The organism is Streptomyces sp. NPDC032745 (genome assembly GCF_055579465.1).
Genome location: NZ_JBVING010000006.1, coordinates 84176 through 97593 on the forward strand (window position 1 = coordinate 84176; position 13418 = coordinate 97593).

Sequence of the window (13418 nt, forward strand, 5' to 3'; positions counted from 1 at the left end):
GTACGCACGACGGTGCCCCGGCCTTCCCAAGAGGGCCGGGGCACCGTCGTATCCGCCTGGAACCGCCTTACGGGAAGGCCAGCGCATCCGGTGCGATGGCCGGTACCAGACCCTCGGCCGCGGCCCGCGTCAACAGCCCGCGCACCGCCGCGTACCCTGCTTCGCCGAGGTCGGCGGTGAACTCGTTGACGTACAGCCCGATGTGCTGGTCGGCGACGGCCGGGTCCAGCTCCTGCGCGTGGGCGCGGACGTACGGGCGCGAGGCCTCCGGGTCGTCCCAGGCCATCCGCACCGATGTACGGGCCGACTCGGCCAGCGCGTGCAGGGTCTCGGCGCCCAGTGAGCGCTTGGCGATGATCGCGCCCAGCGGGATCGGCAGAGCGGTCGTGGACTCCCAGTGCTCGCCCATGTCGGCCAGGCAGTGCAGCCCGTAGTCCTGATAGGTGAACCGGGCCTCGTGGATGACCAGCCCGGCGTCCACCCGGCCGTCGCGGACGGCCGGCATGATCTCGTGGAAGGGCAGTACGACGACCTTGCCTACGCCCTCGGGCAGCACGTCCGCCGCCCAAAGCCGGAACAGCAGGTAGGCGGTGGAGCGTTCGCTCGGCACGGCGACGGTCTTCCCGGCCAGGTCCACGCCCGGCTCCCGCGTCAGGACGAGTGGCCCGCAGCCGCGCCCGAGCGCCCCGCCGCAGGGCAGCAGCGCGTACTCCTCCAGCACCCAGGGCAGCACGGCGTACGACACCTTCAGCACGTCCAGCTCGCCGCGCTCGGCCATGCCGTTCGTGATGTCGATGTCGGCGAAGGTGACGTCGAGGCCGGGCGCGCCCGGGACGCGCCCGTGGGCCCAGGCGTCGAAGACGAAGGTGTCGTTCGGACAGGGCGAATAGGCGATCTTGACCGCCGGATTCGGCTCACGACTCATGTCGGTGCTCTCCCCAATGGACGAGTACGGGCCCCAGGGCGCGGAATCCGGCGGTGAGCGCGGCCAGCGCGTCCCCGATCCGCCAGGCGTCGCGGTCGCGGGGGCCGACGGCGTTGGACACGGCGCGGATCTCCAGCACGGGCAGCCCGTGCGCGGCGGCCGCCTCCGCGACCCCGAAGCCCTCCATGGCCTCGGCCCCGGCGAGCGGATGCCGGGCGGCGAGCAGGGCCGCGCGGTCGGCGGTGCCGGTGACGGTGGAGACGGTCAGCACGGGCGCGAGCAGTGCCCCGGTGGCCTCGGCGGCGCGGGCGGCGAGCTCGGCGGGCGGCAGGTGCACGCTGTGCCCGAAGCCGAGCTCCTGTACGCCGAGGAAGCCGTCGGGGGTCTCGGCCCCGAGGTCGGCGGCGACGATGGCGTCGGCGACCACGAGGGAGCCGACGGGGGCGGCGGGCTGGAACCCGCCGCCGATGCCGGCGGAGATGACGAGGGTGTAGTCGGCCAGCGCGAGCGCGGTGGCCGCGGCGGCCGCGGCGGCGGCCGGCCCCACCCCGCCGACGAGCACGTCGGCGGCGAGGCCGGGCAGATCCCGCCGGGAGAGCAGGTATCTGCCGGGAAGGGCGCGCGGCTCCGGCGTCACCGGGTCCGGATGAGGGGTGAGACCGGCGGCGACGGAGTCTGCCTCCGCCGCCACCGCGGTCACGATGAGCGCGCGCACCGTCGGTACGGGACTACTTGAGCTTGACGTTGTAGGCCCAGACGGCGAGGGGCTTGCCGTCCTCGGCCACCTGGACGATGTTCAGCTTCTTGGAGGACGGGGCCTCGCCCTGGCCGCCGGTGGCGAAGATGTCGGCGCCGGGGAAGCTGCGGTAGGTGTTGGAGGAGGGCTCGGTGATCGGCTGGCCGTCCAGGACCGCCTGCCACCGCTTGCCGTCCTCGACGACTTCCGGCTCGACACCGAGGCGCAGGGTGTCCCCGCGGCCGTACTCGATGGTCTTGGCGTCCTTCATGTCGGTGAGGCACTCCTGGACCTTGTCCATGGAGAGCTCCTTGTCGTCGGAGCAGGCTGCCTCGGTGGACACCGACGACGTGCCGACCGTCACGGTCGCCAGCGGCGTCGGCTTGTCGCAGGCGGAGAGGAGGAGGAGGCCGGCGGACACGGCTCCGAGGGCCGCGACGCTGCGGCGGCCCCTACCCGAGAAAAGCGGTGCGGTCATGAGCCGAAGGCTATCGGGCCACCCGGCTCCGCCGCCGCACGGGGTCCCGCGTGGCCTGCGGCGCGGCGCGCCGCCCGCCCGGCAGGGGCCGGACCGGCGCCCGGTACGCCCCCTACGCCACCCGGGGGCGGGGGGAACCCGGGTGGTGGTGGCGGGGGGAGGCGAGGAGGCCGCGGTAGGCCATCGTGGTGCCCGCCGCGACGATCGCCGCGGCGACGGCCATGCCCAGTACCCCGTTCAGCGGCAGCGCGATGCCGATCGCACCGCCCAGCACCCACGCCACCTGGAGCAGCGTCTCCGAACGGGCGAACGCGGACGTCCGTACCGCCTCCGGCACGTCCCGCTGGATCATCGCGTCCAGCGACAGCTTCGCCAGCGCCTGGCAGAACCCGGCCGTGGCCCCCAGCACCGCCATGAACAGCCCGCTGAAGAACACCGCCGCCAGGACCGCGACCCCCAGGGTCACCGACAGCACCGCCGCGATGATGGTCTCCGGCGCCCGGGCCCGCAGCCAGGCGCCCACCGCCGTCCCGCACGCGTTCCCGACGCCCGCCGAGACGCCCACGATGCCCAGCGACACCGCCGCGCTCTGCCCGGCGAGCGGTTGCTCCCGCAGCAGGAACGCCAGGAAGAAGATCAGGAACCCGGACAGTGCGCGCATCGACGCGTTCGCCAGCAGCCCGCACATGACCGACGGGCTGACCGTGCGCAGCCCCGGTTTGCGCGAGTGCGGCTCGTGCGTGGACAGCCGGGCCCGCCGCTCGCCCTTCGCCTCGTCCACCTTGTGGGGCAGCGTGAACGCAGCGAACGTGCCCCCGATGAAGATGGCGCAGGCCCCGTACAGCGGCCATGGCGGCCCGATGGTGTGCAGCCCCGCCGCGATCGGCGCAGCCGCCGCCGTGGCGAGCAGGCCCGCCAGGGTGACCCGGGAGTTCGCCTTGACGAGTGAGAAGTTCGGCGGGAGCAGCCGCGGCACCACCGCACTGCGGACCACTCCGTACGCCTTGGACGCGACGAGCACGCCCAGCGCCGCCGGGTAGAGCTCCAGCCCACCCGTGGCCACCGCGCCGGACATCATCACCGCGAGCAGCGCCCGGGCGAGCATCGCGCACGCCATCGCGGCCCGCCGCCCGTGCGGCAGCCGGTCCAGCGCCGGGCCGATCACCGGGGCCAGCACGGTGAAGGGGGCCATGGTGATGGCCAGGTACAGGGCGACGCGGCCGCGTGCCTCGTCCGTGGGGACCGAGAAGAACACCGTCGAGGCCAGCGCCACGGTGATCATCACATCGCCGGCGCCGTTGATGGCGTGCAGCTCGATCAGCTTGCCGAGGCCCGATTCGCCGGCTCCGTGCGCGTGCGTGGCCCGCCGGATCCCGCGTGCCGTACCGGTGAAGGGGCGGTGCAGGGCACGCCCGACGGCCCGGCCGGCCCGCCTGGCCGGTCCCGAGCCGTCACGGGACGACCGTACGGGTGCCACACTCGACATAGTGCCCCACGGACCCCGCCGGGTCCCGTCCCGGCGCGTTACGGGCGCCCGTCGGGTCGCCGTCGGGCTGTGGCCGGGCCGCTGTCCGGTCGTCGTCCGGAGGGTGTAGGAGCGATGTCGGCGCGCGGGCTTGTCCGCGAATCGGACCTTGCATGTGGGCCCAAGGCTTCGGAGGAGGTAGCGTGCGTAGCGCGCCACCGGCGGTTGCTCTTGGCCGCGCGCCTCTTCGCGATCCCGCAGAATGGATAGCAGGTAGGTGCGCCCGAGGCCGATCGGGTGCGGACGTCGACGCGGCCCTCTGGTCCGCTCCGCCCGCGCCACGTACGGACAGGACCGACGGGTCGTTGTGGACGACAGTACGGACGGCGCACTCGTGAGACGGCGTAGGAGAGAACGAGACCTGTGAGTGCTGCGACGACGCGAAGCCGTACCCCCGACCGCCTGTGCGCCGAGGCGGTAGACCTCGCCCGCGCGGCGGCCGAGGAAGCCGCCGCTCCCTCAGTGGTGGGCGAGCACGTCTCCGCTGTCGCGGAGGGCGACCGGGTCGTCACGCACTTCTTCGAATGCAAGGACCCCGGCTACCGGGGCTGGCGCTGGGCCGTCACCGTCACGCGCGCCTCCCGCGCCAAGAACGTCACCCTCGACGAAACGGTGCTGCTCCCCGGCGACGACGCCCTCCTGGCCCCCGAGTGGGTGCCGTGGAGCGAGCGGCTGCGCCCCGGCGACATGGGCCCCGGCGACCTGCTGCCCACCGACGCCGAGGACCTGCGGCTGGAGCCGGGCTGGTCGGGCGAGGACGTACCGCCGCCGAACTCGGTCGTCTCCACCGAGATGGCGGCACTGGTCGAGGCCGAGGACGCCGACGTCACCGACCGCACGGTGGTACCCGTACGGGGTTCCATCGCCTCCGTCGCCGAGGAACTCGGCATGCGGCGCGCCCGCGTCCTGTCCCGCTACGGGCTGCACAGCGCCGCCGACCGCTGGGACGAGTCCTTCGGGGCCAAGACGCCGATGGCCCAGGCGGCACCCGCCTCCTGCGTCTCCTGCGGGTTCCTCGTCGCGATCGGCGGCTCGCTCGGCCAGGCCTTCGGTGTCTGCGCCAACGAGTTCGGCCCGGCCGACGGACACCTCGTCTCCCTCTCGTACGGCTGCGGCGGCCACTCCGAGGCCGCGGTCATGCCGAAGCCGCTGCGCCCGGCGCCGCCGGTGCTCGACTCGATGGCCTCGGACGAGTTCCCGCTGCGCCCGGCCCCCGACACGGGCTCGGTGCCCTCGACGGACCTCCCGGCCGCGGACCTCGGCCACTCGTAGCCGTACGCGGCGAGGAGTACGAGCCGCACGGCGGGGCGACGGCCCCGCCCCGGCGGCGTACCCTCGGCGCATGGGGGAAGACGGCATGGTCGGGCTGGACGGCCGGGTGACCGGGACGGTGGGCCCGGGCCTGGTGGGCGAGGTCATCGTCCGCATCCGGGGCGGCGCGGAGCACTTCCTCGCGCACCCGGCGCACGGGACGGGCCGGCTGCCGGTCGGAACGGTGGTGACCGTCGTCGAGTACCTGCCGCCGCGCACGGTGTACGTGATGGCGGCGTACGACAACTGAGCCCCGTCGCCACCTGCGCGGATGTGGTTCGTATCAAGATGGCGACAAGAAACCGCCAGCGTCTTCTTAACGGCCCGCCACAGGAGCACACTCGCCCTCGTCAGTGTCGAACGGCACTGCGATAAGGGGGCGTTGCCGATGGCTATCGGCGTCGTGGCGGGAATCGTTCTCGCTGCAATACTGGCCTTGATCGGCCTGTTCAAGCTCATGTGGCGGGTGGCCGAACCGAACGAGGCCCTCGTCATCTCCGGCTCCACGCACCGGACCGAGGGCATCGGTGAGGGCATGGGGTTCCGGATCGTCACCGGGAGGGGAACCCTCGTGGTCCCCGGTGTGCAGGCGGTACGGAAGCTGTCGCTGGACCTCAACGAGACCCAGCTGAACGTGGACTGCGTGACCCATCAGGGCATCCCGCTGCGGGTGAAGGGCGTCGTGATCTTCAAGATCGGCGACGACCTCGTGTCCATCGCGAACGCGGCACGCCGCTTCCTGGACCAGCAGAAGATGATGCCCGAGCGGGTGCACATCGTCTTCGCCGGTCATCTGCGGTCCATCGTGGGCGGGTTGACGGTCGAGGACATGATCCGCGACCGGGAGAAGCTGACCGGGCAGACCCGGGCGGCCTGCGGTACGGAGATGGAGAAGCTCGGTCTGATCGTCGACTCGCTGCAGATCCACGAGATCGAGGACCCGACCGGCTACATCAAGAACCTGGCGATGCCGCACGCGGCCGCCGTCCAGCGGGACGCGCGCATCGCGCAGGCCGAGGCGAACCGTTTGGCCACCGAGGCCGAGCAGACCGCGTTCGCGCGGATGGCGGAGGCCACCCGCGACAGCGAGATCCTCCAGGCCGGCTACCAGGCCGAACGCGACAAGGCCGCGGCGACCGCCCGCCAGGCGGGCCCGCTTTCGGAGGCTGCGGCCCGGCAGGAGGTCGTCGTCCAGGAGACCCGGGTCGCCGAGCTCGAGGCGCACCGGCGCGAGCAGCAGCTCCAGGCCGACGTGCGCAAGCCCGCGGACGCGGCGGCGTACGAGACCCGCACCCGCGCCGAGGCCGAGCGCGACGCCCGCATCTCGGCGGCGCAGGCCAAGGCCAAGGAGACGGAGCTGGCGGCCGCCGCCGAGGCCACGCGCGTGACGACGGCGGCGACCGCGGACGCGGCGGCCACCGAGGCACGGGGGCTCGCGGCCGCGAAGGCCACCCGGGCGACCGGTGAGGCCGAGGCCGCGGCCACCCAGGCGAAGGGCCTCGCGGTGGCGGCGTCGGCGAAGGCGAAGGGCCTCGCCGAGGCCGACGCGATCAAGGCGCGGGCCGCCGCACTGGCCGAGAACCAGGAGGCGGTGGTCGCGCAGCAGCTCGCCGAGAACTGGCCGGCGATCGTGGAGGCGGGCGCCGGGGCGTTCGGGAACGTGGAGCACATGGTGCTGCTCAACGGGGCCGAGGGCATGTCGGAGATGTTCGCGAAGGCGCTGACCATGGGCGGCACCGGGCTGGGCCTGGCCCGCCAGCTGCTCTCGTCGATGTCCCAGCCGGCCGCTCCGGGGACCGCCCCCGGCACCACGCCGGTGAACGGCAGCACGGCCTCCTCGTCCCACCAGATCCCGATCGCGGAGGCGTAACCCGCCCGGCGCGAGCCTGACCCCCACGGGTTAGGCTCGCGCCCATGAGGCTGTCATGAGGCTGTTCGCCGCGGTGATGCCGCCCCAGGAGGCCGTCGACGAGCTCCGCGAGGCCGTCGAGGCCGTCCGGGGCGCCCCGCCCGCCGGGCAGGACCGGCCCGCCGGGCACGAGCGGCTCCGCTGGACCGGGGAAGCGGGCTGGCACTTCACGCTCGCCTTCATGGGCGAGGTGCGCGACTCCGTCCTGCCGGACCTGTACGCCCGCCTGGCGCGCGCCGCGCACCGCACCGACCCCTTCCACCTCCGCATCCACGGCTCCGGGCACTTCGGCGAGCGCGCCCTGTGGGCCGGTGCCGCCGGCGGGCTCGACGGGATGCGGATGCTCGCCGAGCGCGCGGACGCCGCCGCCCGCCGGGCCGGGGTCCCGATGGACCAGCACCGCCGGTACACCGCCCACCTCACCCTGGCCCGCAGCCACGGCGGCACCGACCTGCACCCGTACGTGGAGGCCCTGGCCGGCTTCGAGGGCACGCCCTGGCAGGTCGGGGAGCTCAGCCTGGTCCGCAGCAACCTCCCGGCCGGCGGAGTCCCCGGGGAGCAGCCCCGCTACGAGGTCCTCGAGGCCTGGCCCCTGGGCGCTTGACCCTCGGTACCGGAACGCCGTAGGACCGCGTTACGCTCGACGGGTGGATCCCAAGACCCGAAACCGCGTAATGGCCGGAGTACTCGTGCTGATGTTCGTCGTCGTGGCAGTGGCAGCCGCCGTGGGCCAGTAGCTCCTGCCCGCGGGCCCTTGCCTGGAGTGGGCTCCAAGCAGTTGGCTTGGGGGTCATGAAGTACACACAGCTGGGACGCACCGGACTCAAGGTCAGCCGACTTGTACTCGGCACGATGAACTTCGGTCCGCAGACAGACGAACCCACCAGCCACTCGATCCTGGACGCCGCGCACGCCTCGGGTCTGAACTTCGTGGACACGGCCAACGTCTACGGGTGGGGTGAGAACAAGGGCCGCACCGAGGAGATCCTCGGCACCTGGTTCGCCCAGGGCGGCGGCCGGCGGGAAAAGACCGTGCTGGCCACCAAGGTGTACGCGAGCATGGCCGACGAGGGCGACCCGTGGCCCAACTACGACCGGCTCTCGGCGCTGAACATCCGCCGGGCCGTCGAGGCCAGCCTCAAGCGGCTCCAGACGGACTACATCGACCTCTACCAGTTCCACCACGTCGACCGCCGGACTCCGTTCGAGGAGATCTGGCAGGCCGTCGACGTGCTGATCCAGCAGGGCAAGGTGCTGTACGCCGGGTCGTCGAACTTCCCCGGCTACAAGATCGCCCAGGCCAACGAGACGGCCGCCCGGCGCGGTTCGGTCGGGCTGGTCAGCGAGCAGTGCCTGTACAACCTGGCCGAGCGGCGCGCCGAGATGGAGGTCATCCCGGCGGCGCAGGAGTACGGGCTCGGTGTGATCCCGTGGTCCCCGCTGCACGGCGGGCTGCTGGGCGGCGTCATCAAGAAGGCGGCCGAGGGCGGCCGCCGCGCCTCCGGGCGCTCCGCGGACGCCCTGGCCGACAGCTCCGTACGGGCGCAGGTGCAGGCGTACGAGGACCTGCTCGACAAGCACGGCCTGGAACCCGGCGAGACGGCGCTGGCGTGGCTGCTGACCCGGCCCGGGGTGACGGGCCCGATCGTGGGTCCCCGTACGGCGGAGCAGCTGGAGAGCGCGCTGCGCGCGCTGGAGCTGGAGCTGTCGGACGAGGTGCTCACCGGCCTGGACGAGATCTTCCCCGGCCCGGGCGCCTCGCCCGAGGCGTTCGCCTGGTGATCCGGCCGAGGTGACGGCGCGACCGGTCCGCGCCCCGGTGCGGGGTGCGGACCGGGGTGCGGACCGGGGCGGGGATCAGTCGCGGGGGAACTCGGAGGTGTCGAGCTTCAGGCCCTCCACCGTGTCCGTGAGGTCGATCTCGTCCCCGAAGGCGATCTTCGTCTCCGTGGCGTAGTCCCCGTCCTTGGGCTGGGTGTGGAGCACGCAGCGGCGGGTGTAGGGATCGACGATGAGGTACGCGGGGACTTCGGCGGTGGCGTACGCGGCCTTCTTGGGGCCGTAGTCGTTCGCCGCGGTGCCCTTGGAGATCACCTCGGCGACGAATTCCACGTCCTCGTGGCGCCATCGGCCCGCATCGGTCTTCTCCGCTCCCTCGGCCATCGCCGTCACGTCGGTGGCGAAGCCGTTCAGGTGGCCGGGGTAGTCGATACGGACGTCGGACTTCAGCCGCTTCCGCGGATACGTGGCGCGCAGCTGCTCGATGATGTCCAGGATGATCTCCCAGTGCGTGTCCCGCTGCGGCGACATGTAGACGGTCCCCTCGACGATCTCGACCTTCAATCCCTCGGGGACGGGCTCAAGCGCCTCGAACATCTGGTCCAAGGCCTGCTCGCTGCTGATGTCGGCCATCTCGATCCTGTCGGTCTCTACGACGGTCACCGTGGCGCTCCTCCCCGCTGCCGCGCAGTCGCGGGCAGCCGCGTAGTACAACGATACGCACGGAGACCGGGTCACGGCCGAAACGACGGGTACGGGCCTACGGGGTGTCAGAAGGTTCGGTAGGGGCCGCCGATGCCCCACGCCTGGTGCAGGACCGCCGCGAACTCCCCGGCCAGGCGGTGCTCGCCGGAGGCGTTGGGGTGGGTGCCGTCGTACGTGTCGTGCGCGATCTCGTACGAGGCGGGGCGCGCGGCCAGCAGGATCGGTGAGGCCTCGGTCGACAGGTCGGCGACGGCCTTCGCGAGGAGCTCGTTGAACCGGGCGACCTCGGCCGCGAAGGGCGCGTCGGACTCGGCCCGGACGTTCGGGATGACCGGGAGCAGGATCATCCGGATGCCGGGCCGCACGGCGCGGGCCTCCGCGACGAAGCGGCGGGCATTGGCCGCGGTCTCCTCGGCGCCGGTGTAGAAGCCGAGGTCGATCAGGCCGAGCGAGACGAGGAGTATGTCGGCCTCGCCGGAGCGCACGGCGGAGCCGATCAGGGGGGCCATGTGCTGCCAGCCCTCGCCCCAGCCGGCGAGGTGGCGGCGGGCGTGCTCCGGGAAGCCGGGGTCGGCGTACGCGTGGCTGGTCGGCTCGTTCGCGGAGGTGTCGAACAGCTCGCAGCGCGGGCCGACGATCTCGTACGGGCCGCCGAGGGCGGCATCGAGGTGCTGCCACATCCGGTAGCGCCAGGTGTAGTCGCCGGCGCGTCCGATGGTCATGGAGTCGCCGACGAACATGAAACGCATCCGGTCATCATCGCGGATCACGCCCCGGGAGCCCCTGTGATGCCGGACACGCCGGGTGGGCTGGCAGGCTTGGGGGTATGCGCCTGCTGCCGTTGACCGCCGTCATTGCCCTTGTCGTGCTGCCGGGTTCGGCGGCCGCGGCCGCTCAGACCTCTGCCGACCGGACCTCTGCCGACCGGACCTCCGTCGCCCGTACCTCCGCCGCCGTGTCCGCTGCCGGTGCGCCCGGGTTCACGATCGCCGATCCGCGGATCAAGGAGTCGAGCGGGCTGGCGGCGAGCCGGATCCACCCGGGGGTGTACTGGACGCACAACGACAGCGACGACGGCCCGTACGTGTACGCGGTGGACTCGGCGACCGGCAAGACCGTGGCCCGGGTGACGCTGGCCGGTGTCGGGACCCCGCGCGACGTCGAGGCGATCTCGCTGGGCCCGGACGGGCAGCTGTACGTAGGCGACATCGGCGACAACCTGAACGGGACCTGGGACCACGTCTGGATCTACCGCTTCCCGGAGCCGAAGCAGCTGGGCGATGTCACGGTCAAGGCCGAGCAGTTCACCGTGCGGTACGCGGACGGGGCGCGCAACGCGGAGGCGCTGATGGTGCATCCGGTGACGGGCCGGGTGTACATCGCGAGCAAGAGCGAGGACAAGGGCGGGCTGTACGAGGGGCCGGAGAAGCTGTCCGCGTCGGGGCCGAACGTGTTCCGGCGGGTTGCGGACCTGCCGTGGGTCACCGACGGGGCGTTCTCGCCGGACGGCGGCCGGCTGACGCTGCGCGGCTACTTCTTCGCGCGGACGTACCCGTGGAAGGACGGGCGGCCGGAAGGTGAGGGCGAGCGGGTGGACGCGCCCTGGCAGGGGCAGGCGGAGTCGGTGACGTACTCGGCGGACGGGTCGACGCTGATGTTCGGATCGGAGGGGGAGTCGAGCCGGGTGGTGGCGGTTCCGGTGAAACCGGCGGCGTCCGACGGCTCGGCGGCCCCCGCGAAGCCGCGCGCGACTCCGGCCGCCGGGGCCCCCGGCCCTGCGGGCGAGCAGGGCGGGGGCGGCTTCACGAAGGGCGCGGCCGTCCTTGCCGTGGGCACGGCCCTGGTCTTCGGCGCCAAGCGCCTCTTCCGCCGCCGCCCCCGGGACAACTCCTGACCGGCGGTCCGCTGCCGGGGGTTCGCTACGCCGCCGTGACAAGTTCGCGGGGGCGGGGGGAAGGGACGAACGTGACTCCGCGGCGGGTCACGCTCAGGCGGAGGTTGCCGACCCGGGAGAGGACCACCGCGATCGTCGCGGCGGCGGCCAGTGAGACGAGGCCGCCCGCGGCCATGCCGATGCGGGCCCCGTACGTGTCCGTCACCCAGCCGACGACCGGTGCACCGATCGGGGTGCCGCCGGTGAACACCATCATGAACAGGGCCATCACCCGCCCCCGCATCTCGGGGTCGGTGGCCATCTGGACGCTCGCGTTGGCGGTGACGTTGACCGTCAGCCCGAACATCCCGATCGGGACGAGCAGCGCCGCGAACAGCCAGAACCCGGGTGCGAAGGCCGTCACGACCTCCAGTACGGAGAACAGCAGCGCCGCCGCGACCAGCAGCCGCAGCCGGGAGTTGCCGCGCCGCGCCGCCAGCAGCGCACCCGCCAGGGAGCCCGCGGCGATCAGCGTGTTGAACAGGCCGTACGTGCCCGCGTCCCCGTGGAACACGTCGCTGACGAACGCCGAAAGCCAGATCGGGAAGTTGAATCCGAAGGTGCCGATGAAGCCCACCAGCACGATCGGCCAGATCAGCTCCGGGCGCCCGGCGACGTAGCGCAGGCCCTCCCGCAGCTGCCCCTTGGCACGCGGCTGCGGCTCGATCGGGCGCAGTTCGCGCGTCCGCATCAGCAGCAGGCCGGCGACGGGCGCGGCGAAGGACAGCCCGTTCAGCAGGAAGGCCCAGCCGGAGCCGACGGCGGTGATCAGCACACCGGCGATCGCCGGGCCGACCAGCCGCGCGGACTGGAAGTTGGCCGAGTTCAGGCTGACGGCGTTGGCGAGCTGCTCCGGGCCGACCATCTCGGAGACGAAGGTCTGCCGTGCGGGGTTGTCCACGACGGTGACGAGGCCGAGCAGGAAGGCCGCGAGGTACACGTGCCAGACCTGGACGTGTCCGGCCAGGGTGAGCGCGGCGAGGGCGATACCGGTCAGGCCCATCAGGGACTGCGTGGCGATCAGCAGCGGCCGCTTGGGCAGCCGGTCCGCGAGTACGCCTCCGTAGAGGCCGAACACCATCATCGGCAGGAACTGCAGCGCGATGGTGATGCCGACGGCGGAAGCCGAGCCGGTCAGGGACAGGACCAGCCAGTCCTGGGCGATGCGCTGCATCCAGGTGCCGGTGTTGGACACCGCCTGTCCCGTGGCGAAGAGCCGGTAGTTCCGGATCTTCAGCGAGCTGAACATCGAGTTGTTCTCGCCCGCGGCGCGCGTCGTGCGCGCGGTGCTAGTGGTGGATGTATGGCCGGGTGCGGAGTCTGCTCCGTTTCCCGTACTCAAAAGCGTTCGCCTCCTGGCGTCGTCTCCTACAGGTGCGCGAGCTTCTCCAGGACGGGCGCGGCCTCGCGAAGCTTGGCCCATTCGTCTTCGGTGAGCTCGGCCGCGAGCCCGGCCAGGAAGGCGTTCCGCTTGCGACGGCTCTCCTCGAGCATCGCTTCGGCCTCCTCGGTCTGGGTGACCACCTTCTGGCGGCGGTCGTCCGGGTGCGGCTGCAGCCTGACCAGCCCCTTGGCCTCCAGCAGCGCGACGATGCGTGTCATCGACGGCGGCTGGACGTGTTCGCGCCGGGCCAGCTCACCGGGGGTGGCCTGGCCGCACCGGGCGAGGGTGCCGAGGACCGACATCTCGGTCGGGCTCAGCGATTCGTCGACGCGCTGGTGCTTGAGGCGCCGGCCCAGCCGCATGACGGCGGAGCGGAGGTCGTTCACGGCGGCAGCGTCGTCGCCATGGGTAAGGTCGAGCATCTCTTTAGACTACCTCATTACTCTCGCTAAGGAACGCCACTTAATCGAATCACTCGTACGGGTGAGTCGGCGGCGGAAAGTGACACGCGTCCACGGTCTGTGCCACGACCCTTTCGGCATGGGGACACACGTGCTGAGCATGCGCATAGACGGGGAGCTGCTCGACCGCCTCCGGACTCATGCCGCCAAACGCGGAATGAGCGTCCAGGACTATGTCGTCCGGACGCTCATTCGCGATGACTTCGACGAGCGCTTCAAGGCGGCCGTCGACGAGACGGAGAAGTTCTACGGGCTGACCTGAGCCCGTGGAG

The 13418-nt window shown here is 72.3% G+C and carries 15 protein-coding genes; 7 read left to right on the forward strand and 8 right to left on the reverse strand.

The features are described from left to right. Nucleotides 1–67: 67 nt before the first annotated feature. From ACZ5WG_RS17430 to ACZ5WG_RS17445, 4 genes are all read right to left on the reverse strand, one after another. Complete coding sequence (locus ACZ5WG_RS17430) at nucleotides 68–925, reverse strand: 1,4-dihydroxy-6-naphthoate synthase (protein ID WP_468724052.1); 858 nt, start codon at nucleotides 923–925, stop codon at nucleotides 68–70. After that, nucleotides 915–1640, reverse strand: a complete 726-nt coding sequence (locus ACZ5WG_RS17435; RefSeq protein WP_468724054.1) for a futalosine hydrolase — start codon at nucleotides 1638–1640, stop codon at nucleotides 915–917. The genes ACZ5WG_RS17430 and ACZ5WG_RS17435 overlap by 11 nt, the downstream gene beginning before the upstream one ends. A gap of 13 nt (nucleotides 1641–1653) precedes the next feature. Beyond that, nucleotides 1654–2139: a DUF2771 domain-containing protein gene (locus tag ACZ5WG_RS17440; RefSeq protein WP_468724055.1), complete on the reverse strand. Its 486-nt coding sequence runs from the start codon at nucleotides 2137–2139 to the stop codon at nucleotides 1654–1656. A 112-nt stretch (nucleotides 2140–2251) separates the two neighbouring features. Beyond that, nucleotides 2252–3625, reverse strand: a complete 1374-nt coding sequence (locus ACZ5WG_RS17445; protein WP_468724056.1) for an MFS transporter — start codon at nucleotides 3623–3625, stop codon at nucleotides 2252–2254. 402 nt (nucleotides 3626–4027) lie between these two features. On the opposite strand from ACZ5WG_RS17445, the gene ACZ5WG_RS17450 reads away from it, so the two are divergent. The 5 genes from ACZ5WG_RS17450 (at nucleotide 4028) to ACZ5WG_RS17470 (ending at nucleotide 8666) form a co-directional block, all read left to right on the forward strand. Continuing rightward, nucleotides 4028–4936, forward strand: coding sequence for a DUF3027 domain-containing protein (locus tag ACZ5WG_RS17450; protein ID WP_468724058.1), 909 nt, complete (start codon nucleotides 4028–4030; stop codon nucleotides 4934–4936). A gap of 70 nt (nucleotides 4937–5006) precedes the next feature. After that, nucleotides 5007–5225 carry a hypothetical protein gene (locus ACZ5WG_RS17455; protein ID WP_030156898.1) on the forward strand — a complete coding sequence of 73 codons (219 nt, stop codon included), beginning with the start codon at nucleotides 5007–5009 and terminating at the stop codon, nucleotides 5223–5225. Between the two features lie 132 nt (nucleotides 5226–5357). Then, nucleotides 5358–6845, forward strand: a complete 1488-nt coding sequence (locus ACZ5WG_RS17460) for a flotillin family protein (protein ID WP_468724059.1) — start codon at nucleotides 5358–5360, stop codon at nucleotides 6843–6845. 55 nt (nucleotides 6846–6900) lie between these two features. Further along, the gene (gene thpR / locus ACZ5WG_RS17465; protein WP_468724061.1) at nucleotides 6901–7488 is read left to right on the forward strand and encodes an RNA 2',3'-cyclic phosphodiesterase; all 588 of its coding nucleotides are present in this window, start codon (nucleotides 6901–6903) and stop codon (nucleotides 7486–7488) included. Between the two features lie 188 nt (nucleotides 7489–7676). Continuing rightward, a complete protein-coding gene (locus ACZ5WG_RS17470) occupies nucleotides 7677–8666 on the forward strand; it encodes an aldo/keto reductase (protein WP_468724062.1) in 990 nt (329 codons plus the stop codon). Nucleotides 8667–8741: 75 nt separating this feature from the next. Here the strand turns inward: ACZ5WG_RS17470 and ACZ5WG_RS17475 are convergent, their stop codons facing one another. Beyond that, entirely contained in the window at nucleotides 8742–9326 is a 585-nt protein-coding gene (locus ACZ5WG_RS17475) for a Uma2 family endonuclease (protein WP_468724063.1), read from the reverse strand. Between the two features lie 107 nt (nucleotides 9327–9433). Then, nucleotides 9434–10117 (reverse strand): GDSL-type esterase/lipase family protein, encoded by a 684-nt coding sequence (locus ACZ5WG_RS17480; RefSeq protein WP_468724065.1) that lies wholly within the window; start codon nucleotides 10115–10117, stop codon nucleotides 9434–9436. A 77-nt stretch (nucleotides 10118–10194) separates the two neighbouring features. Here ACZ5WG_RS17480 and ACZ5WG_RS17485 point away from each other — a divergent pair, with 77 nt between their 5' ends. Next, the gene (locus tag ACZ5WG_RS17485) at nucleotides 10195–11262 is read left to right on the forward strand and encodes a WD40 repeat domain-containing protein (RefSeq protein ID WP_468724066.1); all 1068 of its coding nucleotides are present in this window, start codon (nucleotides 10195–10197) and stop codon (nucleotides 11260–11262) included. A 25-nt stretch (nucleotides 11263–11287) separates the two neighbouring features. On the opposite strand, the gene ACZ5WG_RS17490 is transcribed toward ACZ5WG_RS17485, so the two are convergent. Together ACZ5WG_RS17490 and ACZ5WG_RS17495 are read right to left on the reverse strand one after the other, a co-directional pair. Continuing rightward, the gene (locus tag ACZ5WG_RS17490) at nucleotides 11288–12643 is read right to left on the reverse strand and encodes an MFS transporter (RefSeq protein ID WP_468724068.1); all 1356 of its coding nucleotides are present in this window, start codon (nucleotides 12641–12643) and stop codon (nucleotides 11288–11290) included. A gap of 26 nt (nucleotides 12644–12669) precedes the next feature. Beyond that, nucleotides 12670–13107 (reverse strand): MarR family winged helix-turn-helix transcriptional regulator, encoded by a 438-nt coding sequence (locus ACZ5WG_RS17495; RefSeq protein ID WP_030156888.1) that lies wholly within the window; start codon nucleotides 13105–13107, stop codon nucleotides 12670–12672. A 118-nt stretch (nucleotides 13108–13225) separates the two neighbouring features. Here ACZ5WG_RS17495 and ACZ5WG_RS17500 point away from each other — a divergent pair, with 118 nt between their 5' ends. Then, nucleotides 13226–13408: a hypothetical protein gene (locus ACZ5WG_RS17500; RefSeq protein WP_030156886.1), complete on the forward strand. Its 183-nt coding sequence runs from the start codon at nucleotides 13226–13228 to the stop codon at nucleotides 13406–13408. Nucleotides 13409–13418: the final 10 nt, after the last annotated feature.

Bases quoted from the DNA above. Each gene is read 5' to 3' on its own strand.
- ACZ5WG_RS17430 (WP_468724052.1), bottom strand. From the start codon at position 925: ATGAGTCGTGAGCCGAATCCGGCGGTCAAGATCGCCTATTCGCCCTGT.
- thpR (WP_468724061.1), top strand. From the start codon at position 6,901: ATGAGGCTGTTCGCCGCGGTGATGCCGCCCCAGGAGGCCGTCGACGAG.
- ACZ5WG_RS17445 (WP_468724056.1), bottom strand. From the start codon at position 3,625: ATGTCGAGTGTGGCACCCGTACGGTCGTCCCGTGACGGCTCGGGACCG.
- ACZ5WG_RS17500 (WP_030156886.1), top strand. From the start codon at position 13,226: ATGGGGACACACGTGCTGAGCATGCGCATAGACGGGGAGCTGCTCGAC.
- ACZ5WG_RS17470 (WP_468724062.1), top strand. From the start codon at position 7,677: ATGAAGTACACACAGCTGGGACGCACCGGACTCAAGGTCAGCCGACTT.
- ACZ5WG_RS17495 (WP_030156888.1), bottom strand. From the start codon at position 13,107: ATGCTCGACCTTACCCATGGCGACGACGCTGCCGCCGTGAACGACCTC.
- ACZ5WG_RS17485 (WP_468724066.1), top strand. From the start codon at position 10,195: ATGCGCCTGCTGCCGTTGACCGCCGTCATTGCCCTTGTCGTGCTGCCG.
- ACZ5WG_RS17455 (WP_030156898.1), top strand. From the start codon at position 5,007: ATGGGGGAAGACGGCATGGTCGGGCTGGACGGCCGGGTGACCGGGACG.
- ACZ5WG_RS17440 (WP_468724055.1), bottom strand. From the start codon at position 2,139: ATGACCGCACCGCTTTTCTCGGGTAGGGGCCGCCGCAGCGTCGCGGCC.
- ACZ5WG_RS17480 (WP_468724065.1), bottom strand. From the start codon at position 10,117: ATGCGTTTCATGTTCGTCGGCGACTCCATGACCATCGGACGCGCCGGC.